This window comes from Xanthomonas sp. NCPPB 3005 (assembly GCF_041228095.2).
In the GTDB taxonomy this organism is placed as follows: domain Bacteria; phylum Pseudomonadota; class Gammaproteobacteria; order Xanthomonadales; family Xanthomonadaceae; genus Xanthomonas_A; species Xanthomonas_A bonasiae.
Map to the genome: position 1 here is coordinate 3,752,300 of NZ_CP166096.2, position 21,465 is coordinate 3,773,764.

The window sequence follows — 21,465 nt, forward strand, 5'->3', positions numbered from 1 at the left end:
GCGCACGATGGACAGCGAAGTTCTTGCCGGTGGTGGCGACAACTGCAGCGACGGCAGGCAGGGGTTTCAAGCTGTATTTCAAGCTATGTTCATATTTATATGACAATTAGAGAGGGCGCACGTTGCGTCGCAACACGGCTTCTGCACAGGCGTTCGCAACGCCGCGCACCTTGCGGCGCCGACGTTTGACGCCCTGTGCGTCGACACTGACACCGGTTGTAGATGCAGGCGACGGCGTATCGCGACGCCGCACCTGTCTACGAAATCGGCCCTGTACGCGTGACGCCGCGCACGCAATCGCCGTGCCTGCGCCCGTAGCCTCGGCATGCACCGTGGAAGTGGGTGCAACGGCATCCGGTCCCCTGCCGGATGGTCTAGTCGTCTTCTAGCAGAAGGAAGATCCATGAATCGCAAGAACGCGCTGTATCTGGCCCTGCTGGCCGGCATCTCCGGTCTTTCCCCCGTCGCCATGGCCGCCAATCCCCCAGCGGCCGAGATGGACTCCGCTCCCGTCGAAGCCCGCCCCAATGCCGCCGCGCTCGGCGGCGCCGAACTGCGCAGCCTCGCCACCGGTAGCGCGCATGCGCCGCGCGTCATCGAACTCGGCGCTCCCGACAGCGCCCAGGCCGCGACGATGAAGCAGTTGCGCGGCCAGCAGGTCAAGCATGGCCAGCCGCTGCAGATCGGCTTCTCGCGCGACATCGCCAAGCCGGCGATCAACCTGCGCCGGCTCAGTTGGCAGAGCCTGCCCAACGGCGCGCAGGTCACCAGCTTCGAAGTCGTCTCCACCGATGCGGCGGCGCTGCGCGCGGCATTGCAGCTCAGCGGCAGCGGCGCCCAGCCGGGCGATCCGAGCAAGGCCACGCTGCGCTTCGCCGGCGACGACGGCCGCGTGTTCGAACAGAGCGGCGCCGATTTCGCCGGCAGCGAGCCGGGCTGGTCCGCGGCGGTGTCCGGCTCGCGCCTGGTGGTGGAGATCGAACTGCCGGCCGGCCAGTATCCGCAGGGCTTCGCGCTGAAGATCCCGCAGATCTCGCACATGGACATCAATCCCGTCGCCAGCGAGGAAATGATGCGGCCGATGATCGGCGAGAGCGATTCGTGCGAGCGCGACATCGTCTGCCGCGCCAGCCCCAGCAGCGGCTTCACCTCGGCCGCCAAGTCGGTGGCGCGCATGGTGTTCAGCACCAGCAGCGGCTCCTACCTGTGCACCGGCACCCTGCTCAACAACAGCAACTCGCCGAAGAAGTACCTGTTCTGGACCGCGGCGCACTGCATCAGCACCCAGACCGTGGCCAACACCCTGCAGACCTACTGGTTCTACGACGCCACCACCTGCAACGGCTCCACGGTCAGCTCGTCCTACACCACGCTCAGCGGCGGCGCCTATCTGCGCCACGCCAACACCACCCGCGACACCTCGCTGCTGGAACTGAAGACCGCTCCGCCCAGCGGCGCCTTCTATGCCGGCTGGAGCAGTTCGGCGATCGGCTCCACCGGCACCGCGATCGAGGGCATCCACCACCCCGCCGGCGACGTGAAGAAGTACTCGCTGGGCAGCGTCACCGCGCTGTCGTCCTCGATCGACGGCAAGTCGCCGCTGTACAAGGTGGTCTGGAACACCGGCGTCACCGAAGGCGGCTCCTCCGGCTCGGGCCTGTTCACCGTCAACAGCAGCGGCGCCTACCAGCTGCGCGGCGGCCTGTACGGCGGCACCTCGTACTGCAGCGCGCCCAGCGACCCGGACTACTACTCGCGCTTTTCCGACGTGTATTCCACCATCCAGCCCTACCTGAGTCCGTAAGCCCACGCCCGGGAGGGCCGTACTCCCGGACCCGGACAGGCCACGCCGCGCGCGTGGCCTGTCCGTACGGCCCGCCACCACCCCGGCATGCAGGGGTTACACTGGGGGCCCCATCTCACACACGGCAGGCATCCACTTGGCAAAGCCCAACTATTCCTTCGAAAAACGTCAGCGCGAAATCGCCAAGAAGAAGCAGCAGGACGAGAAGGACGCGCGCAAGCGCGAAGCCCGCGAGGCGGCCAAGGCCGCAGCGGACGCCGAAGCGAAGACGCCCGACAGCGGCAACTGATCGGCGCCGGCGGAACCGGTCCCGTACCGGCTCCCGCCAATGCGTGCCTCCCGCGGCGTTGCCGGCCATGCGCAATGGCAGGCGCTATTGCCTCGTCCTGCGCCTGGATCGACTCAGGCGATGCCGGTGGCCGGCGGAGCGGCGGAGGTGGACGCGGACGGCAACGTCGCCGGGAACCACTCCGCGCGTGCCAGCCAGCCCTTCAGGAATTTGTCGTCGGCCGGACGCTCCTGCGCCAGCCGGTCGTAGTAGTCGATCCGGCCCTGGCGATACAGCGCATAGACCTGTGCCTGGTCGGCCGCCTGCAGTGCCGCCAGCGTGGCCGGCCCCATTTCTCCATCGGTGGCCAGACCCGTGGCGCCCGATTGCTGCAGGATCCGCTGCAGCAGCAGGACCGCCTCGGTCCCGGCATTGACGTAGAAATCGAACAGGATCTCGGCCAGCGGCTGCGAGGCGATCTGATCGCCGTCCAGCTTGTCCCAGTACGCATTCCGATAGATGACGCCGGCCTGCTCCGGGGTCAGCGCGCGCAGTGCGTCCAGCGTCGGCTGCTCGCCGAGCAACGGCTGCGCATAGCGCTCGAACGTCGCCAGGGTGATGCCGAGGTTGGTAGCGCCGCCGGGATCGGCCGGATCGTCGACGTAGCCCCCTTCGAACCGCAACAACTGCGGCAGATACAGATCCAGCGATGCCATGGCGACGCACTCCTTGACGAACGACAGGACGTCAGTGTGGCACCGAACCGGCAAACCATGCTGTGCCCCAGGGAACAACTTGCGTGGCCGGAACGCTGTACGGACGTGGGCGACGGACGGCGCCTACACGCCCCGTCGACGCCTCCGTCACGACTCGCCTGCGCGCGGCAATGCACAGTCCGGGCAGGCATTCACGCCCTATCGGAGACCCGCATGGCCAGCCCGCAGGAACTGGAAGAGAAATTCTGGAAAGCGCTCAAATCCGACCGCACGGTCATGCTCGGCCTGGACGGCGTCGAGGACGGCCATGCGCGACCGATGACGGCGCAATTCGAAGGCGACCGCGGCGGTCCGATCTGGTTCTTCACCTCCAAGGACAACGCCCTGGTGCAGAAGCTGACCCAGAGCCAGCGTGTCATCGCCGCGTTCAGCGCCAAGGACCACGACCTGTTCGCCAGCATCAGCGGCACGCTCAGCGTGGACAACGACCAGGCGGTGATCGAGCGCCTGTGGAACGGCTTCATCGACGCCTGGTACGAGCAAGGCAAGGACGATCCCAAGCTGGCGCTGCTGCGCCTGGATCCGGACCACGCGCAGATCTGGCTCAACGGTTCCAGCCTGGTGGCGGGCATCAAGGTGCTGTTCGGCATCGACCCGAAGCGCGATTACCAGGACAAGGTCGCGGACGTGCCGCTGCGCTGAGCGCGCCGAAACACATTAAGGCCAATGGTGCCGCTGCGTTTTCTGGGCGCAGCGGCGGTGGTGCCAGACGTGACAGGTGTAACTGGTCGTAGGAATGGCGGCCGCCACCAAGTCTGGCACCTTGCCCTGTGTCCGCAACGCTTCGACCTGCACCGAAGTGCGGCAACGGTCAGGAACGCGCAGGCCATCCACCCGACAGGCCGCCTGGCCGCATCGAGGCCTTGCAGACTTGCGCCAGTTCTGCCAAGGCCGACTAACCATCGCGCATTACATCGAAGGACGAGGCACCGAGCCGCCGGTACTTGGCCCGCAGTGCATGGAACAGATCTCCTGCCTTCACTCGCTCCCATTCCTGTTTCAGCATGCGGCTGGAGGTCTTGAGCAAGTCGTCGATGTCCTGCAGCAACTTGTCGTAGGAGAATGGCTGGTCCTGCAAACCGCGACCGAGGCCGGCGAGGATCGACTGGAGCTTCGCATCCATCTGCTGGTGCAGCGGATCGGTCCCTTTATCGCCCTCGGCAGCGAGATTCAAGCGCAACGTGATCTTGTAATGGTTTTTCCTGCACACATCCAGATACGTGTCCAGCTTGGTCGCGATGGTTCCCTCGAGTTCGGTCAGCGTCAGCAAGTGTTTCCTTCGCTCTTCCGCGTCCACCCTCAAGTTTGAATACCCGTTCTTTTCCACGTTCTGGTTATGCGCGTCCACATCGCGTACCCAGTCGGCGATGACCTTGCGGCTGGCCGCAGCCCCCTGTCCCTGGTCCAACAACGATCCAAGCGTGCGGGCTGCGCTGCAGAACAAGGAAAGTTCCTCGCGCATCGCATCGATCCAGGCCTGTCTGAATTCGGACACCTTGTTTCTTTTGTTGATGTGCAAGGTCATCAGACCGAATCCGCCTGCAATGATCGGTACCCACAGCGTACTTTCCATTGGTGTAACTCCTCTCATCAAAAGGAAACGGCGATCTAAGCGGCCACGCTGGCCGCTATCCAAAACTTGCCGCATGTCCGGGACACGGCAATTCAAAGCGTCGGCATACATCCTCGCAAGACGCATCAAGACCGCCGCGTCCACAATTGGCTTGGCGCTTACGCTATTGCCACGCTCACGTTTGGCCGTCGATCAATCGTTCGCCCACTGTCGCATCGTGCTGCCGATCACGCGCAGCCAACAGGTCGGCAGCCACCAATGCGCGCGTACTGCGCAGCGATCGCGCCAATGCACTATCGCCCCGCAGTGTTGGAGCCTCGGTTTGCTCCAGCGCTTTCTGCACCCGCTCGGACAGTCCCCAATCGGCGGAGATGGCCTTCGCGCACTGCGCAGTCCAGTTCTCCAGTAAGCCGGCGACCACGTCGGGATCCGGCCGCACTGCGGCATGCCTTGCATACGCATCGCGGACCACCTGCACCACCGCCACGGCTCCCAACCCATACAGCAGCGCCAGCAACTGCGCCGCCGCGGGATCCTCGCGCTCGGCATCCTCGGCATGGCGCGCGGTGGCCTTGGCCGACAGCAAGGTGTGCTCCCACAGCAGCGCCGCGCAGCGGCCGAACGCGCTGCCGTCGTCGGCAATGACCGGCTGCAGCAGCGCGGCCAGCACGAGCTGGCGCAGGCCCTCGGTGCCGAGCAGGGCCACCGCGCGCTCCAGGTTCTCGATCGGCTCGGCGTGGCGGCGGTACGCGGCACTGTTGGCGATGCGCAGCAGATTGCCGGCCAGCGCCGGATCCTGGCCGAGAATCGCCGCGATGGCCTGGGCGCCAGCAGCGGGATCGTTGAGCGCGCGGGTCAGCTGCGGCAGCAGCTGCGGGCGGCGCGGCGTATAGCGTGGATGCGCATCGATGCGCGCCAGGACCGCGACGGCCGCCGCGGCGATCTCGGCCTGCGCGGCAGCCGAGGCCGCGCTGGGTTCGGGCGCAGGCACGCCGGCGAACGCCAGCGCGTACAGGCGCAGCAACAGCGCGGATTCCTGCGCTGCGGAAAGTTCGGCGGCAGTTGCGGCCACGCCCTGCCCCGGCTCCGCCGCGATCGCCGCATCCGTGCCGGCGTCTTCGGCGGTGGCACGGTGCGCAGACGCGGCGGCGGTTTGCGCAACGGCGATCGGCGCCACAGCTCCGCGCCGGCGTCCACGGCGCCACATCCAGCCGCCGATACCCAGCAGCAGCGCGACGGCAACGCCTGCAATCCAAATCGACGGCACCATCATCGGCATCCGCAAGATCGCCAGATCCCCCACCCGGCTGGAAGCGCAACCACGGCCAGGCGCGCCACGCCATTCAAGCATGGCGCGCAGGCTCCTGCTTGAACGGCCGCGGCGGCCTGCACGCGAGGCTGCAGCGACTGCGTGGCGCCTCCGCCATGCACGCTCAGGGCGCCGGCGCAGCCGCCACGCGATGGCCGTAGCTGAGCACCCGCGTCAGCTTCCAGCCGTCCTGGTCCTGGCGCCACACCATCACGAATTTGGCGATGCCTTCGCAACGCCCGCTGGCCAGCTCGCAGAAGCGGTGTTCGCCCTCCTCGATCGCACCGAAGTCCTTGACCGGGTAGACCCGCAGCGTGCCGTCCACCAATTCGCGGCGCACCTTGCCGCAGATCCACTTGCGCGTGTTGTCGACCACGGTCTTGCGGTCCCAGCTGGCGCCGCCGGTGTCGTGATAGAACTCCACGTCGGGCACGAACAGTTGCTCGAACGCCGCCATGTCGCAGCGGTTGTAGGCGCCAAACAGGCGCTGGTCCAGCGCGGCGACCGTGTCGAACAGCGGCCCCGCGGTGCCGTCCTCGGTCGGTGCCGCGGCTCGCGCGGTCGCCGCGCAAGCCAACAGCAGGAGCGATCCCCATATCTTCATCCGCCACATCCCCCCAGTCGTCGATGCGCAACTATGCGTCTCCCCAGGCCGCGCCTGCAATGGCGCCAGGCACGTGCCGCAGGCAGTGGGCTGGGCGGCGGCAAACGCAGAGATGGCTGGCTGCAGGCCCCCGCAGCGCATGCGCCACGGCCGCCGTTGGCCGGCGGCTACATGTTGCGCCGGTACTCCCCGCCCACTTCGTACAGCGCGTGGCTGATCTGCCCCAGGCTGTGGGTCTTCACCGCCTGCATCAGCGCGGCGAAGACGTTGCGGCGCTCGCGCGCGGCACGCTGCAGATAGCCCAGGCCCGCCGCATCGCCGGGAGCCGGCGCGCCGGCCGCTTCGGCCGGTTCCGCTTGCAGCGGCTGTGCCGGCGCAATGCCGTTGCGGCGCTGCTGCCAGTCGCGCACGTTGGCGATCTGCTGGCCCTTTTCTTCCTCGGTGGAGCGGATCAGTTCGATCTGGGTCGCGGTCTCGCCGGCGTGCTGCTTGGGCAGGAAGGTATTGACGCCGACCAGCGGCAGGCTGCCGTCGTGCTTCTTGTGCTCGTAGTACAGGCTCTCTTCCTGAATCTTGCCGCGCTGGTACATGGTGTCCATCGCGCCGAGCACGCCGCCGCGCTCGCTGATCGCCTCGAACTCCTTGTACACCGCCTCCTCCACCAGGTCGGTGAGCTGCTCGACGATGAAGCTGCCCTGCCACGGGTTCTCGCAGAAATTCAGCCCCAGCTCCTTGTTGATGATCATCTGGATCGCCACCGCGCGGCGCACGCTTTCCTCGGTCGGCGTGGTGATCGCCTCGTCGTAGGCGTTGGTGTGCAGGCTGTTGCAGTTGTCGAACAGCGCGTACAGCGCCTGCAGCGTGGTGCGGATATCGTTGAACTGAATCTCCTGCGCATGCAGCGAGCGGCCGGAGGTCTGGATGTGGTACTTCATCATCTGGCTGCGTTCGTTGCCGCCGTAGCGCTCGCGCATCGCCCGCGCCCAGATGCGCCGCGCCACGCGGCCGATCGCGGTGTACTCCGGATCCATGCCGTTACTGAAGAAGAAGCTCAGGTTGGGCGCGAAATCGTCGATGCGCATGCCGCGCGCCAGGTAGTACTCGACGATGGTGAAGCCGTTGCTCAGGGTGAAGGCGAGCTGGCTGATCGGGTTCGCGCCGGCCTCGGCGATGTGATAGCCGGAGATCGACACCGAGTAGAAGTTGCGCACCTTCTGCTCGACGAAATACTGCTGGATGTCGCCCATCATGCGCAGCGCGAACTCGGTGCTGAAGATACAGGTGTTCTGCGCCTGGTCCTCCTTGAGGATGTCGGCCTGCACCGTGCCGCGCACGCTGGACAGGGTCTGCGCCTTGATCTGCGCATAGGTCTGCGCGTCGACCAACTGATCGCCGCTGACGCCGAGCAAGGCCAGGCCCAGGCCGTCGTTGGTCGGCGGCAAGTCGCCGTGATAGCGCGGCCGCTGCCGGCCTTCGAACAACTGCGCCAGAGTCTGCTCGGCCTGCGCCCAGCGCTGCGCATCGGCCTTGAGGTATTTCTCCACCTGCTGGTCGATGGCGGTATTCATGAACATCGCCAGGATCATCGGCGCCGGGCCGTTGATGGTCATCGACACGCTGGTCGTCGGCGCGCACAGGTCGAAGCCGGAGTACAGCTTCTTCATGTCGTCCAGGGTGGGAATGTTGACCCCGGAATTGCCGATCTTGCCGTAAATGTCCGGGCGTGGTGCCGGGTCCTCGCCGTACAGGGTGACGCTGTCGAAGGCGGTGGACAGGCGCGCGGCCGGCTGGCCCACGCTCAGATAGTGGAAGCGGCGGTTGGTGCGCTCCGGCGTGCCCTCGCCGGCGAACATCCGGATCGGGTCCTCACCGGCGCGGCGGTACGGATAGACGCCGCCGGTGTAGGGATAGCTGCCGGGCAGGTTCTCCTTGCCGAGGAAGCGCAGCAGCTCGCCCCAGCTCCTGTAGCGCGGCGCGGCGATCTTCGGGATCGGCTGATGGCTCAGCGACTGGCGGTAGTTCTCCACGCGGATCGCCTTGCCGCGCACTTCGTATTCGGTGACCTCGTCGGTGATCGACTTCAGCCGCTGCGGCCACTCGCGCAGCAACTTCAGCGACTCGCTGGACAGCGCCTGCAGCGCGTCGTTGTAGCGCTGGCGCAGCAGCAGCAAGGTCGCATCGACGGCGGCGCCGGCCATGGCGGGCGCATCGGCGCTGCGCGCGGGTGGCTGCAGTTCCTCGACTGCGTAAAGGTCCAACTGCTTCGGCAACTGCGGGTCCTGCAGTTCGTGCAGCGATTGCCAGAACGATTGCGCGCGATCCGCGGCCTCGGCCTGGCGTTCGATGCCGGCGTTGAGCGCGCGGCCCTGTTCGGCGATCTCGGCCAGGTAGCGCACGCGCGCACCGGGGATCAGCACGGTGGCGCGTGGCTCCTTCAGCGTGGTGTCCAGCTGCGGCCGGAAATCGCAATGCGGCGACGCCGCGGCGCGGCGGGCGGCGTCGCTCGTTTCGGCTCCGGGGTCGGACGCCTCGAGGCCCAGCTTCGCGCGCAACAGCCGGCACAGGTTGACGAACATCCAGCTGATGCCGGGATCGTTGAACTGGCTGGCGATGGTCGGATACACCGGCACCGCCTCGTCCTCAAGCTGGAACGCGACGCGGTTGCGCCGCCACTGCTTGCGCACGTCGCGCAGCGCGTCCTCGGCGCCGCGCCGGTCGTACTTGTTCAGCACCACCAGCTCGGCGAAGTCGAGCATGTCGATCTTTTCCAGCTGGCTCGGCGCGCCGTAATCGCTGGTCATCACGTACACCGGGAAATCGACCAGATCGACGATCTCCGAATCGCTCTGGCCGATGCCCGCGGTCTCCACGATCACCAGGTCGTAGCCGATGCCTTTCAGGAACGCGATGCAGTCCTTGAGCACGCGGTTGGTGGCCGCGTGCTGGCGCCGCGTGGCCATCGAGCGCATGTACACGCGCGGGCTGCGCAAGGCGTTCATGCGGATGCGGTCGCCGAGCAGCGCGCCGCCGGTGCGGCGCCGGCTCGGATCCACCGACACCACCGCGATGCGCATCTGCGGGAAGCCGGCCAGGAAGCGGTTGAGCAATTCGTCGGTGACCGACGACTTGCCGGCGCCGCCGGTGCCGGTCAGGCCCAGCACCGGCGCTGCGAGCCGCGTGCGGGACTCGGGACCCGGCAGGCCGGACTGCCACTGCTTGCGCAGCAGGGCCAGTTCGGACTCGGAGAACGCGCCATCCTCGAGCGCCGACAACACCTTGCCGATACCGATCTCGTCGTCGATGTGCGGCAATAGCGCGCCGGCCTGTTCCGGGTCCCGAGTCCCGGGTCCCGAGTCCCGCGCGCGCGAAGCGCGCGCCACCACGTCCTCGATCATCTCCACCAGACCCATCTTCATGCCGTCGTTGGGGTGGTAGATGCGCTCCACGCCGTAGGCCTGCAGCTCGGCGATCTCCTCCGGGGTGATGGTGCCGCCACCGCCGCCGAACACCCGCACATGGCCGGCGCCGCGTTCGCGCAGCATGTCCACCATGTACTTGAAATACTCGACGTGGCCGCCCTGGTAGGAGGACAGCGCGATCGCGTCGGCGTCCTCCTGCAACGCCGCGCGCACCACGTCCTCCACGCTGCGGTTGTGGCCGAGATGGATCACCTCCGCGCCCTGCGCCTGGATCAGCCGGCGCATGATGTTGATCGCCGCATCGTGGCCGTCGAACAGGCTGGCAGCGGTGACGAAGCGCAGCGGGCTGGTATCGGCTTGCGGCAGCGGCACGCGGGACGCGGGAATGCTCATCGAGAAGACATCGGCAAGAGAATGCGACAATTCTAGGCGCGCAGCGCAGCGTGGGCAGGTTGCGCTGCAACATGCGACAACCGCCGCGCTGGCGGCGAGCGTGCCGCCGGACGCCACGGCGAACGTAGCTATCCGGGACATGAATGCGGCAGTTCGGCGCGTCAACAGCGGCGGCGCCTGCCGCGTTTGCGTTGACGTCGGCACACCGCCGATGTCCCTGGAGAATCGCATGTCCCTTCGTCCTTTGTTGCTGACCTCCCTGCTCGGCAGCGCGCTCGCCGGCGGCATGCTGGCCGCGCCCGCGCAGGCGCGACCGGTGGTGGAACTGTCGGTGCAGACCGCGCCGCCGCCGCCGCGGTTCGAACGTGTGGTGGTGCGACCGGGCTATGTCTGGGCGCCGGGCTACTGGCATTGGAACGGCCGCCGCCATGTCTGGGTCGCCGGCCGCTACGTGGTCGCACGCCCGGGCTATGTCTATGTCGGCCCACGCTGGGAGCATCGCGGCCCGGCCTACCGCTTCCACGACGGCTATTGGGTACATCGCTAGGCCATGGCGTGGCGGCGCGGCCATGTTCCCGCCGCCACGATGCTGCGCGGCGTCGTGACCGTCCTCATCGCGCTTTGCGATAGTGCGCGGACCACGGCACCCGCCGGTTCCCGAGAGAACGCATGTTCAGGCCTTCGCTGTCGCGTGCGTTCCTGCCGTTGTCGCCGGCCCCTGCCGTGCGTGGCGCCTACGGGGTGCGCGGTCCATCGCGCACTGCAGGCCATCGCCTGCCTGGCCTGATTCGGCGCTCGCTGCGCACGGGATCCTAGCGATGCCCTCGCGCGTCCCGCCAGGCACCTACGCGATCGCCATCACCGTGCTGGCGGTGGCGATCGCCAGCGTCGCCGCATGGCGCGAACGCCCCACCGACGCGGCCTCGCACCGTGGACTCGGCGATGCCATCGACGCCACGGCGAAGACGGTCGCGGCGCGCAAACGCACCGCCATGCCCGTCGCCAGCGCGCCGGCCGCGCCGAGCGCCACCCCGACCCGCGACGCACCCCGCTTCGACCAGCGAGGCCGGCTGCTGCCGGATCCGGCATTGCGGCACTACCTGGATCGCTATCTGACGGCCGTGGATGCACAGGCCGTGGCGACGCAGCGCCAGGACCTGGAGCGCGACCTGGCCGCGATGCCCGCCGCGCAAGCGGGTCAGATCCTCGCCTGGTTCGATCGCTACGCCGCCTATCTGCAGGCCGAAGCGACAGGCGCGCCGCACGGCACCGACCCGCAGCAGCAGGCGCGGCAGGCGCGTGCACTGCGCGAACGCCTGCTCGGACCGCAAGCGGCCAGCGCCCTCTTTGCCGACGAGACCGCCACGCGCTGAACGAAACAGCGATCGGCGCCGTGAGCCAAAGGCACCCTCCGCACCGCGCCTGGACACCGTCCGAGCGTCGCAAACGGTACCGAGATGCCCATGCCGCACGGGTCTGCACGGAGCTGCCGGAGACTGCACGGCCCGCAGGGAATTGCTTTAAAATGCGCTCATCGCGACGATCAGGACCCGTTCCGGAACCCGTCGCGTTTTTCGTTTTGCGCACCCTCACTAGGCAAGTTCCTGGAACCAAGGTGTCCTACACCTGCAACGCCAGCGGAGCCCCCATGCTTTTCGAAACGCTAGCCACCACCGGCCACGAACAAGTCGTCTTCTGCCACAACCGCGACGTGGGCCTGCAGGCGATCATCGCCATCCACAACACCGTGCTCGGCCCCGCGCTGGGCGGCGTGCGCATGCGCCCCTATCCCAACACCGAGGCCGCGCTGCACGATGCGCTGCGGCTCAGCCGCACGATGACCTACAAGAACGCGCTGGCCGGGCTGAACATCGGCGGCGGCAAGGCGGTGATCATCGGCGATCCCAAGGCCGACAAGTCCGAGGCGCTGTTCCGCGCGTTCGGCCGCTACGTGGATTCGCTGGGCGGGCGCTACATCACCGCCGAGGACGTCGGCACCGACGTCAACGACATGGAACAGATCTACCTGGAGACCGAGTACGTCACCGGCGTGCACCAGGTGCACGGCGGCTCCGGCGATCCGGCCCCGTTCACCGCCTATGGCGCGCTGCAGGCGCTGATGGCCTCGCTGCAGCGCAAGCTCGGCCACGAGGAGATCGGCAAGGCCAGCATCGCCGTGCAGGGCCTGGGCCACATCGGCATGGAGCTGGTGAAACTGCTGAAGGAGCGCGGCGCCAAGCTGTACGTCACCGACCTGGACCAGGCGCTGGTCGAGCGCGCGGTCGCCGAATACGGTGCAGAAGCGGTCAAGCCGGACGAGATCTACGACGTGGCCGCCGACGTGCTGGCGCCGTGCGCGCTGGAAAGCGCGATCGACGAGGCCACCCTGCCGCGGCTGAAGGCGAAGATCATCTGCGGCACCGCCAACAACCAGCTGGCCAACGCCGCAGTGGGCGAAGAACTGCACCGCCGCGGCATCCTCTATGCCCCGGACTATGCGGTCAACGCCGGCGGGGTGATGAACGTGTCGCTGGAGATCGACGGCTACAACCGCGAGCGCGCGATGCGCCTGATCCGCAGCCTGTACCACAACCTCGGCAAGATCTTCGACCTGTCCGAGCGCGACAACATCCCGCCGCAGCAGGCCGCCGACCGCATCGCCGAAGCGCGCATGCACGCCATCGGCAAGCTCAAGCTGCCGCTGGGCCGCACCGCCCCGCGCTCGATGGGACATCTGCGCGGCGAGTAGGCGAGCCGGCAGCAGGACCTCCCGACGCGCAGCGCGTCGGGACTGCAGTCCCTCCCACGAGAGCCGGCACGCCATCGGCAGGCCACATGACTTCCGTAGGAGCGGCTTCGGCCGCGACGAACGAAGCCCCGATCCTGCCGCAATCCATACGCATCGGGGCCGAAATCCCTCCGACCATAAGCCGGCACGGCATCGCCGGACCGGGCGCCCCTGTAGGAGCGACTTCAGTCGCGACAAGCGAAGAGGGAAACCCGACGCCGCCCCGGCGCGTCGATGCCGAAGCCTCCTCTGCGAATCAAGCGCGGGCCACACCAGGCCCGCACCGCATCAGAACCCCAAACGATACCGCAGCGACATCGCATGATCGTCGCCGCGCGGGCCGAAGCGCCGGTCGTAGCCGATGCCCAGCGCGCTGCTGCCCCAGCGCCGGTCCAGGCTCGCGCCGAACAGCCCGCCCGAACGCGCCGGCTGCAGGTCCACCAGCGGCGCCCAGGCGTCCACGCCAACGAAACTGGCCTGGCGCTGCAAGCCTTGCGCGGCCAGGGTCTGCTGCCATTCGGCATAGCCCTGCAGCGACCAGCCGCGCCCGCCGTAACCGGCGCGCAGGCCGGCCAACGCCTGGCTGCGCGCAGAGGACGCGGCCGCGGCCATCAGCCCGAAGCCGTCGCCGCCCTGCTCGCGAAAGCCGTCGCTGTCGATGCGGCTGTAGTCGGCGCCGGCATACGGGGTCAGCGATGCCTTGCCGCGCCCGAAGCGGTAGCCGACTTCGACGCTGCTGGACAGGAAGCGCCCGGCGTAGCGGCTGGACGCATCGGCGACGCTGTCGCCGAGCAGCAGGCTGCGGTCGAGCTGGCGCCGGTACTGCCCGGTGCCCAGCTGCGCCAGCGCGTAGGCATTGCCGGCGACCGCGCCGAGATAGGCCTGGCCCTGCACCTGGCGGTCGCGGCTGTGGTCCAGGCCGCCGTCACCGCCGCCGTCGGCGCGGCTCTCGCCGAAAGCGAAACCGGCCACGCCGTGCTCGCCCAGGCGCAGGTCCTGGCCCATCATCCAGCCGTCGAGCTGGAACTGGCTGCCGGCGAAGCTGCCCTGCCCGGTCTCGCCCAGGCGCTGGCTCCACGCGCCGATCGCGCGCGGTTGCGCGACCAGGCTGTCGAAGCGGCCGGACAGCGCGCGCCGCTGCAAGTCGATGCTGTCGAAGGTCATCGCGGTGGCCGCCGCATGCGCCTCGCCGGACAGGCTGCGCAGCGTCGCCGCCGCGGCGGCCGCGCTCGGCGATTGCTGCACCGCGCCGGCCGCCTTCAGCAGCGACGCATCGACCGTCGCCGGATCGCGGCCCAGTTGCGCATCCAGTTGCGCGAACGCCGCATCCACGCGCGTGGCGGAGGCGAGCGTGGCGGCGGTGATGCTGCCGAAACTCGCCGCCGCGGCGGTGACGCTCAGCGCCTGCACGGTGATCGAAGCGCTGGTGCTGTCGTAGGCGAGCGACGAGGTCAGGAACACGTTCGACGGCGTGGTCACCGAGGCGAACGTGCCGCTCAGTCCGCCGCTGGTCTCGAGCACCTTGTAGGCGGTGTTGTTGACCACGTAGTCGCGCTTGCCGAGCACGTACAGCGCGCCGCCCTGCAGCGTCGCGGTGCCGGTCACCGAGAGCTTGTCGCCGACCAGCAAGGCCAGCCGGCCGTTGCTGTCCTGCACGTAGTTGCCGCTCAGGCTCAGCGTCGTGGCACCGACCTGGAAGGTGCCGGAATTGCTGACGTTGCCGCGCAGCGGCCCGGTGCCGATGAAGGTGGCGCCATTGCTGATCGCCACGTTGGAGCCGCCCAGGCTGGCCGCGCTGAGCGTGCCGGCCTGCACCTGGGTCGTGCCGCTGTAGCTGTTCTGGGTGCCGCTCAGGGTCAAGGTGCCGCTGCCCTGCTTGATCAGGCCGCCGCTGCCGGCGATGTCGTTGGCCCAGGTCGAGCTGCCGCTGAAGGACACGCTGACGTCGCCCCAGTCGAACCTGGCCGGCCCCAGCACCGCCTTGCCGACGTTGAGCAGGCCGTAGCCGAAGGTGGCGTCCACGCCGGGCGTGCCCAGGTCGGTGGCTGTGCCGAGCAGGGTCTGCCGCAGCAGATCGTTGCTGAAGTAGGGGAACGCCTGCCACACCAGCGCGGCCGCGCCGGACACCAGCGGCGCGGCGTAGGAGGTGCCGCTGCCGTAGTAGTAGTCCGGGTTGGCGGTGGCGGTAGTCGCCTTGGGATCGACGAACACTTCCGTGCCCGGCGCCACCAGGCAGTAATGCATGGCCACGCCGCAGGCGTTGGAATACGACTCCAGCTTGCTGCCGGTGCTCGCATCCACCGCGGCCACCACCAGCCAGCCACGCTCCAGGTCCGCCGCCGGACGGCTGCCGCCGGGGCCGGGCTGGCTGGGCAGCGCGGCGACGTCCGACGGATCGGCCTTGGCTTCGTTGCCGGCGGCGAACACCACCAGCCCGCCATTGCTCAGCACGAACGGGCGGTATTCGTCGGCGATGGCGTTGGTCGCGGTCGGGTCGGTCCAGTAGATGCCGCCCCAGGAATTGTTCATCACCTTGACCCCGGCGTTGATCAGGTCCTGGTGGACGGAGGCCAGGCCCAGCGCGCCGCTGGTCTGGTTGCCCTCGCCGCTGCCGTCGTCGTCGGGCGAGGTGTCGCTGATGATGCGCGCCGACACGATCTGCGCGCCGGGCGCGATGCCGCCGGGCCACGCGCCCACCGCCTTGCCCGCGGCCAGCTGCGCGACCGTGGTGCCGTGGCCGTCGACATCGTCGACGTTGACGTTGTTCTTGGCCGGATCGACGTAGATCAGGTTGGACACCACGCGTCCGGCCAGCGCCGGGTGGTTGCGGTTCACGCCGGTATCGACCACGCCGATGCGGTAGCCGCTGCCGTCGTAGCCGGCGTTGTGCGCGGCCAGCGTATTGGTCAGCGCCAGATGCGCATCGAACGCCGGCTGCGGCGGTGGCGGCGAGGTCGGCGGCGAGGTGGGGGGAGAGGTCGGCGGCGGCGGGGGCGGCGGTGAGGTGGGCGGCGGCGAGGTCGGCGGCGGATCGCTACGGGTCAGCCCGCCACCGCCGCCACCGCCGCAGGAGGTCAACGCCACCGCCAGTGCGGTCGCCAGCAGCGACCGGGCCATCAACTTCCGCATGCTCTCTCTCCGAAGATAAGCGCGCCGGCCAAGTCGACCGGCAACATTGCGTTAGCGGCCGCAAACGGGCGGCCTGAATCGACACGAATCTACACCGGAATTCCGCCCCCGCCACCATCCCCGCCCGCGCACCGCGATTGGCAGGAGCGGCGCCGAGGCAGATAATCGGCGACTAATCTTTCGTAAGGGTTTGCCATGACCGAGATCGTCATCGCCGCGGCCAAGCGCACCGCCATCGGCGCCTTCCTGGGCCAGTTCAACGGCGTGCCCACGCCGGAACTCGGCGCCGCGGCCATCCGCGCCGCGCTGGAGCAGTCCGGCATCCCCGCCGCCGACGTGTCGGAGGTGATCATGGGCTGCGTGCTGCCGGCCAACCTCGGCCAGGCGCCGGCGCGCCAAGCCGCGCGCGCCGCCGGCGTGCCCGACGCCACCGGCGCCACCACGATCAACAAGGTCTGCGGTTCGGGCATGAAGGCGATCATGCTCGGCCACGACCTGATCAAGGCCGGCTCGGCCAGCATCGTCGTCGCCGGCGGCATGGAATCGATGAGCAACGCGCCGCACCTGCTGCCGAATTCGCGCACCGGCAACCGCTACGGCAACTTCCAGGCGGTCGATCACATGGCCTGGGACGGCCTGACCAACCCCGACGACGGCCAGGCCATGGGCGTGTTCGGCGAGGCCACCGCGGAGAAGTTCGGCTTCAGCCGCCAGGACCAGGACGCGTACGCGATCGAGTCGGTGACGCGCGCGCAGGCCGCGCAGCGCGATGGCGCCTTCGACGCGGAGATCGTGCCGGTGCGCGTGGCCACCCGCAAGGGCGAGGCGGTGTTCACCAGCGACGAGCAGCCGGGCAAGTCCGATATCGCCAAGATCCCCACGCTGAAACCGGCGTTCAAGAAGGACGGCACGGTCACCGCCGCCAGTTCCTCCAGCATCTCCGATGGCGCCGCCGCCACGGTGCTGCTCAGCGCCGACGACGCAGCCCGCCGCGGCGTCGTGCCGCTGGCGCGGATCGTCGGCCACGCGACGTTCTCGCAGGCGCCGGAATGGTTCACCACCGCCCCGGTCGGCGCGATCAGGAAGCTGCTCGAGCAGGTCGGCTGGAGCCTGGACCAGGTCGACCTGTTCGAAATCAACGAAGCGTTCGCGGTGGTGCCGATGGTGCCGATCAAGGAACTGGGGCTGGACCCGGCCAAGGTCAACGTCAACGGCGGCGCCTGCGCACTCGGCCATCCGATCGGCGCATCCGGCGCGCGGCTGGTGGTGACATTGCTAAACGCGTTGCGCACCCGCGGCGGACGCCGCGGAATCGCCACCCTGTGCATCGGTGGCGGCGAGGCGACAGCGGTCGCCATCGAATTGATTTGATTGGGATTAACCCTTAAAACACAAAAATGAATGCGCGTGCGCTTGACAGCCGACTTTGGCTTGTCATCATGTTGAGGGCGCGCAATAGCGCGTTGCCTAACTAAACGACGAGGATAGACACACATGAGCATCAACAAGCTGCTGATCGCAATGGCCCTGGGCCTGGCCCTGGCCGCATGCTCGAAGCAGGAGCAGGCGCAGGACGCCGCTGCTTCGGCTAACGAAGCCGCCACCGACGCGCAGGCTGCTGCCGACCAGGCTTCGGCCGCCGGTGCCGCCACCGCCGATTCCGCCCAGGCTGCTGCCGACACGGCCGCTACCGCTGCCAACACCGCTGCCGACGCTTCGGCCGCTGCCGCCGCTGCCCCGACCGATGCCGCTGCCGACAAGGCTGCCGACACCGCCAAGGCTGCTGACGACACCGCCGACAAGGCCAAGGACGCTGCCGAAGAAGCCAAGAAGTAATCACTTCTCGCTTCAGGCACGTCTGAAGAAGCCGCTGGTTCGCCAGCGGCTTTTTCTTTGCCTGCGATTTGCCCAAGCGCATGCGCGACACCGGCGCTGCACGCTGCGCCGGGCTTTCGGCCGACGCTATCATTGGCGAGCGCGAGCGCCTGGCCGGCGCCATCGGCGCCGCCACTTCCCGGCCGCATTTCTTTCGCAACGGACCTGCCAATGATCGTCGGTATCGACCTCGGCACCACCCATTCCCTGATCGGCGCCTACTTCGAGCAAGGCAGCCGTTTGTTTCCCAATGCGCTCGGCGAGGTGCTGACCCCGTCGGTGGTCAGCGTCGACGACAGCGGCATCCTGGTCGGCAAGGCCGCGCGCGAACGCCTGGTCAGCCACCCGCAGCGCAGCGTGGCGGCGTTCAAGCGCTGGATGGGCAGCGACCGCGAGACCGTGCTGGGCGAACATCGCTTCCGCCCGGAAGAACTGTCGGCGATGGTGCTGCGCTCGTTGCTGGCCGATGCCGAAGCCGCGCTCGGCGAAAAGGTGCGCGAAGCGGTCATCAGCGTGCCCGCGTATTTCTCCGATGCCCAGCGCAAGGCCACCCGCGCGGCCGGCGAACTGGCCGGCATCCGCATCGAGCGGCTGATCAACGAACCCACCGCGGCCGCCCTCGCCTACGGCCTGCAGGAACGCCAGGGCCATGGCCGCTTCCTGGTGCTGGACCTGGGCGGCGGCACCTTCGACGTGTCGATCCTGGAAATGTTCGAAGGCGTCATCGAGGTCCACGCCAGCGCCGGCGACAATTTCCTCGGCGGCGAGGATTTCCTGGAACTGCTGCTGCAGGCTTTCCTGGCCGACCATGCGCTCGCGCCGCAGGCGCTGAGCGTGCAGGAAAGCGGCCAGCTGCGGCGGCGGCTGGAAACGGCCAAACGCGCGCTGTCCAGCGGTCAGGAAGCGACCGTGCAGATCGGCGTGGCCGGCCAGGCCTTGCACTGGACGCTGCACGAGGAACGCTTCAACCGCCTGGCCGAGCCCCTGCTGCAGCGCATGCGCGCGCCGCTGGAACGGGCGATGCGCGATGCGCGGCTGCAACCGGCGCAACTGGACGAGATCGTGCTGGTCGGCGGCGCGACGCGGATGCCGCTGGTCGCCAAGCTGGTCACGCGCATGTTCGGACGGCTGCCGATGCGCCACATCAATCCCGACCAGGCGGTGGCGCTGGGCGCGGCGGTGGCGGCCGGGATGAAGGCGCGCAATGCCGCGCTGGAGGAAGTGATCCTCACCGACGTGTGCCCGTATACGCTCGGCACCGAAGTCGCCTCGCGCGACGCGCACGGCCAGCTGCGCACCGGCCTGTTCCATCCGATCATCCAGCGCAACAGCACCGTGCCGATCAGCCGCGAGGACAGCTTCTACCCGGTCCACGACGAGCAGGAACACCTGGTGATCGACGTCTACCAGGGCGAGAGCCCGCTGGTGGCCAAGAACATCAAGCTCGGCGAATTGCGGGTGCCGCTGCCCAAACACCTGCCCAAGGCCGAGAAAGGCGTCACCACCCGCTTCACCTACGACAACAACGGCCTGCTGCAGGTGGAAGTGACCGAGCACCACAGCGGTCTCAAGCACGAACTGATCCTGGAGCAGAATCCCGGCCTGCTCGGCGCCGAGCAGATCCGCGAACGGCTGGCCGCGCTGCAGGCGCTGAAGATCCATCCGCGCGAACAGCAGGACAACCTGAGCCTGCTCGCACGCGCCGAACGCATGTACGAGGAATACCTGGACCTGCGCGAACAGATCCAGGCCTGGATCGTCGCCTTCCGCGGCGCGCTCGACACCCAGGACCTGCGCCTGATCGACGACCATCGGCAACGCCTCGGCGAGGCGCTGGACGCACTGGAGCGTCGCGCTTGAACTGGGCGTTGCGGTGGCTGCAACTGCCGCCCGATGCCGACGAAACCGCGATCAAGCGCAGCTACGCCAAGCGGCTGCGCCAGCATCGCCCGGATACCGACCCGGAAGGTTTCCAGCAACTGCACGCGGCCTACCAGGCCGCACTGGCCTGGGCGCGGGCGCGCAGCGACGAGGACGAGGACGCTGAGGACGACGACGCTCGCGCCGCTCCGGAGGCCGCAACCATGGCTGCCGGCCTTGGCGCCAGCGATGGCGATGGCGATGGCGATGGCGCCGATCGTCGCGACGCGCAGCCGAAGCCGGCCGTTGCATCCGCCACGGACAACGATTTTCTCGATACCGAGCGGCTCCCCCCAGATACCGACGGCGACAACGCGCGCCTGCTGCAGCAGCAACGCCCGATGCCACCGACACCGACACCGCCGCCTGCGCAGATCGACGTAGCGCAGCCTCCCCCGCTGCCCGCGCCCGATCCGGATGCGCTGTGCGACGAACTGCTCGCCCTGGCCACGCGCGCCGAGCCGCAGACGCTGCAGCACTGGCTGGAACGGCAGCCCACGCTATGGTCGCTGCGCGACAAGGCTCACGTCGGCTGGCTGCTGTGCCATCGACTGCAGCAGCGAATGCCGCCGATCCAGCGCGACAGTTTCGCGATCCTGCTCGGCTTCTTCGGCCTGGACGACATCGCTGCCGGTAGCGCCGCGCAGACGCTGCCGATGCTGCAGGAGCGCTTGCACCTGGCCTGGGAAATGCAGCCGGGGAACGCCCACGCCCTTGCCCGGCGCGTGTATCCGGCCGGCGACAAACGCTATCGGGTGCCCGCGCTGATGCGCCAGCTGACGCGTCCGTTCGCGCTGCCGCAGGCGCTATGGACAGGCCTGATGCCGGGACGGCCGCGGGCATTGCGGCAATTGCTGCTGCGCCTGGACCAGGGCCGTCTCGACACCCTGCCGGCACCGCTGGATCGGCAGCAGATCGGTTTCTGGATGCGCGCCACCGACGCCGGCTACCTGACCCGCGCGCGGCTGCTGGTCGGCTTGGCGCGATGTGCCGCAGCCGCGCTGCTGCTGGCCATCGTCGTGGTCCTGGCCACTGCCGCCAGCGCCCTGTCGCCGGATCCGGTGCCGATGTCGTTCGCTTTGTCGCGCAGCGGCATGGCCGCCCTGACGATCGCCGCGCTGTGGGCAGTGTGGCTGGTGGTCGGCATGCTGCTGCGTTGGCAGAGCGAACCGGAGTCGGCGAATCGCTCGCCGGCGCCGCTGTGGCTACGGTTGTTGTTCATTCCCTTACTGGTCGGCATCGCCCTGGGCTTGATCTACGGCGCCGGACAGCGTATCCCCGGCAGCATCGTCGCCATGCTCGCGCTGCTGCTGTCGATCGTACGGGTGTGGCGGCGACGCGGCCTGGAATATCGCCTGAGCGTGCGCAGCACCTGGTGGACGATCTTCGTGATCCCCAGCCTGTTCAAAGGTTTGCTGGCATTGCTCCATTCCGGCGAGATCGGTGCGGCGCTGGCGCTCGCCTTATGGTCGTGGGACCTGCTGCACCAGCGCCGGCGGCTGCGCTGGCGGCGTAGCTGAACGCGAGCCGGCGCCGTGCGCCGGCATTGACGCCGGCTGCATGCGCGCCCGCCTAGGCTGCGCCGCATCACCCCGCAATGGAGAACG

At 68.4% G+C, this 21,465-nt stretch carries 16 protein-coding genes; 10 read left to right on the forward strand and 6 right to left on the reverse strand.

What is annotated here, in order from left to right; translation table 11 throughout:
* Window positions 1–403: 403 nt before the first annotated feature.
* Both AB8810_RS16195 and AB8810_RS16200 read left to right on the forward strand, forming a co-directional pair.
* On the forward strand, window positions 404–1,804 hold the full coding sequence (locus tag AB8810_RS16195) for a serine protease (protein ID WP_369914204.1): 1,401 nt from the start codon (window positions 404–406) through the stop codon (window positions 1,802–1,804).
* 136 nt (window positions 1,805–1,940) lie between these two features.
* Window positions 1,941–2,093, forward strand: coding sequence for a hypothetical protein (locus AB8810_RS16200; protein WP_164914505.1), 153 nt, complete (start codon window positions 1,941–1,943; stop codon window positions 2,091–2,093).
* A gap of 113 nt (window positions 2,094–2,206) precedes the next feature.
* Here AB8810_RS16200 and AB8810_RS16205 read toward each other — a convergent pair whose 3' ends face one another.
* Window positions 2,207–2,788, reverse strand: coding sequence for a glycoside hydrolase family 108 protein (locus tag AB8810_RS16205; protein ID WP_369914206.1), 582 nt, complete (start codon window positions 2,786–2,788; stop codon window positions 2,207–2,209).
* A gap of 213 nt (window positions 2,789–3,001) precedes the next feature.
* Between AB8810_RS16205 and AB8810_RS16210 the strand changes: the two genes are divergently transcribed.
* The gene (locus tag AB8810_RS16210; RefSeq protein ID WP_179563712.1) at window positions 3,002–3,490 is read left to right on the forward strand and encodes a pyridoxamine 5'-phosphate oxidase family protein; all 489 of its coding nucleotides are present in this window, start codon (window positions 3,002–3,004) and stop codon (window positions 3,488–3,490) included.
* Window positions 3,491–3,743: 253 nt separating this feature from the next.
* Here the strand turns inward: AB8810_RS16210 and AB8810_RS16215 are convergent, their stop codons facing one another.
* The 4 genes from AB8810_RS16215 to AB8810_RS16230 all read right to left on the reverse strand — a co-directional run bounded on the left by AB8810_RS16215 (window position 3,744) and on the right by AB8810_RS16230 (window position 10,146).
* Window positions 3,744–4,421, reverse strand: a complete 678-nt coding sequence (locus AB8810_RS16215) for a hypothetical protein (RefSeq protein WP_369914207.1) — start codon at window positions 4,419–4,421, stop codon at window positions 3,744–3,746.
* Window positions 4,422–4,596: 175 nt separating this feature from the next.
* Window positions 4,597–5,598 carry an HDOD domain-containing protein gene (locus AB8810_RS16220; protein ID WP_372530395.1) on the reverse strand — a complete coding sequence of 334 codons (1,002 nt, stop codon included), beginning with the start codon at window positions 5,596–5,598 and terminating at the stop codon, window positions 4,597–4,599.
* Between the two features lie 256 nt (window positions 5,599–5,854).
* A complete protein-coding gene (locus tag AB8810_RS16225) occupies window positions 5,855–6,334 on the reverse strand; it encodes a nuclear transport factor 2 family protein (protein ID WP_369914210.1) in 480 nt (159 codons plus the stop codon).
* Window positions 6,335–6,501: 167 nt separating this feature from the next.
* A complete protein-coding gene (locus tag AB8810_RS16230; protein WP_369914211.1) occupies window positions 6,502–10,146 on the reverse strand; it encodes a methylmalonyl-CoA mutase family protein in 3,645 nt (1,214 codons plus the stop codon).
* A 229-nt stretch (window positions 10,147–10,375) separates the two neighbouring features.
* Between AB8810_RS16230 and AB8810_RS16235 the strand changes: the two genes are divergently transcribed.
* From AB8810_RS16235 to AB8810_RS16245, 3 genes are all read left to right on the forward strand, one after another.
* Window positions 10,376–10,693 (forward strand): YXWGXW repeat-containing protein, encoded by a 318-nt coding sequence (locus AB8810_RS16235; RefSeq protein WP_179563708.1) that lies wholly within the window; start codon window positions 10,376–10,378, stop codon window positions 10,691–10,693.
* A gap of 271 nt (window positions 10,694–10,964) precedes the next feature.
* Entirely contained in the window at window positions 10,965–11,519 is a 555-nt protein-coding gene (locus AB8810_RS16240; protein WP_369914212.1) for a hypothetical protein, read from the forward strand.
* A 275-nt stretch (window positions 11,520–11,794) separates the two neighbouring features.
* Window positions 11,795–12,895, forward strand: coding sequence for a Glu/Leu/Phe/Val dehydrogenase (locus tag AB8810_RS16245; RefSeq protein ID WP_179563706.1), 1,101 nt, complete (start codon window positions 11,795–11,797; stop codon window positions 12,893–12,895).
* Window positions 12,896–13,222: 327 nt separating this feature from the next.
* Here AB8810_RS16245 and AB8810_RS16250 read toward each other — a convergent pair whose 3' ends face one another.
* A complete protein-coding gene (locus tag AB8810_RS16250; protein WP_369914213.1) occupies window positions 13,223–16,063 on the reverse strand; it encodes a S8 family serine peptidase in 2,841 nt (946 codons plus the stop codon).
* Window positions 16,064–16,258: 195 nt separating this feature from the next.
* On the opposite strand from AB8810_RS16250, the gene AB8810_RS16255 reads away from it, so the two are divergent.
* The 4 genes from AB8810_RS16255 (at window position 16,259) to AB8810_RS16270 (ending at window position 21,378) form a co-directional block, all read left to right on the forward strand.
* Window positions 16,259–17,434, forward strand: coding sequence for an acetyl-CoA C-acyltransferase (locus AB8810_RS16255; protein ID WP_369914214.1), 1,176 nt, complete (start codon window positions 16,259–16,261; stop codon window positions 17,432–17,434).
* Window positions 17,435–17,557: 123 nt separating this feature from the next.
* Window positions 17,558–17,899 carry a hypothetical protein gene (locus AB8810_RS16260; RefSeq protein ID WP_179563703.1) on the forward strand — a complete coding sequence of 114 codons (342 nt, stop codon included), beginning with the start codon at window positions 17,558–17,560 and terminating at the stop codon, window positions 17,897–17,899.
* 210 nt (window positions 17,900–18,109) lie between these two features.
* The gene (locus AB8810_RS16265; protein WP_369914215.1) at window positions 18,110–19,798 is read left to right on the forward strand and encodes an Hsp70 family protein; all 1,689 of its coding nucleotides are present in this window, start codon (window positions 18,110–18,112) and stop codon (window positions 19,796–19,798) included.
* Window positions 19,795–21,378: a J domain-containing protein gene (locus AB8810_RS16270; protein WP_369914216.1), complete on the forward strand. Its 1,584-nt coding sequence runs from the start codon at window positions 19,795–19,797 to the stop codon at window positions 21,376–21,378. Before AB8810_RS16265 ends, AB8810_RS16270 begins: the two co-directional genes overlap by 4 nt.
* Window positions 21,379–21,465: the final 87 nt, after the last annotated feature.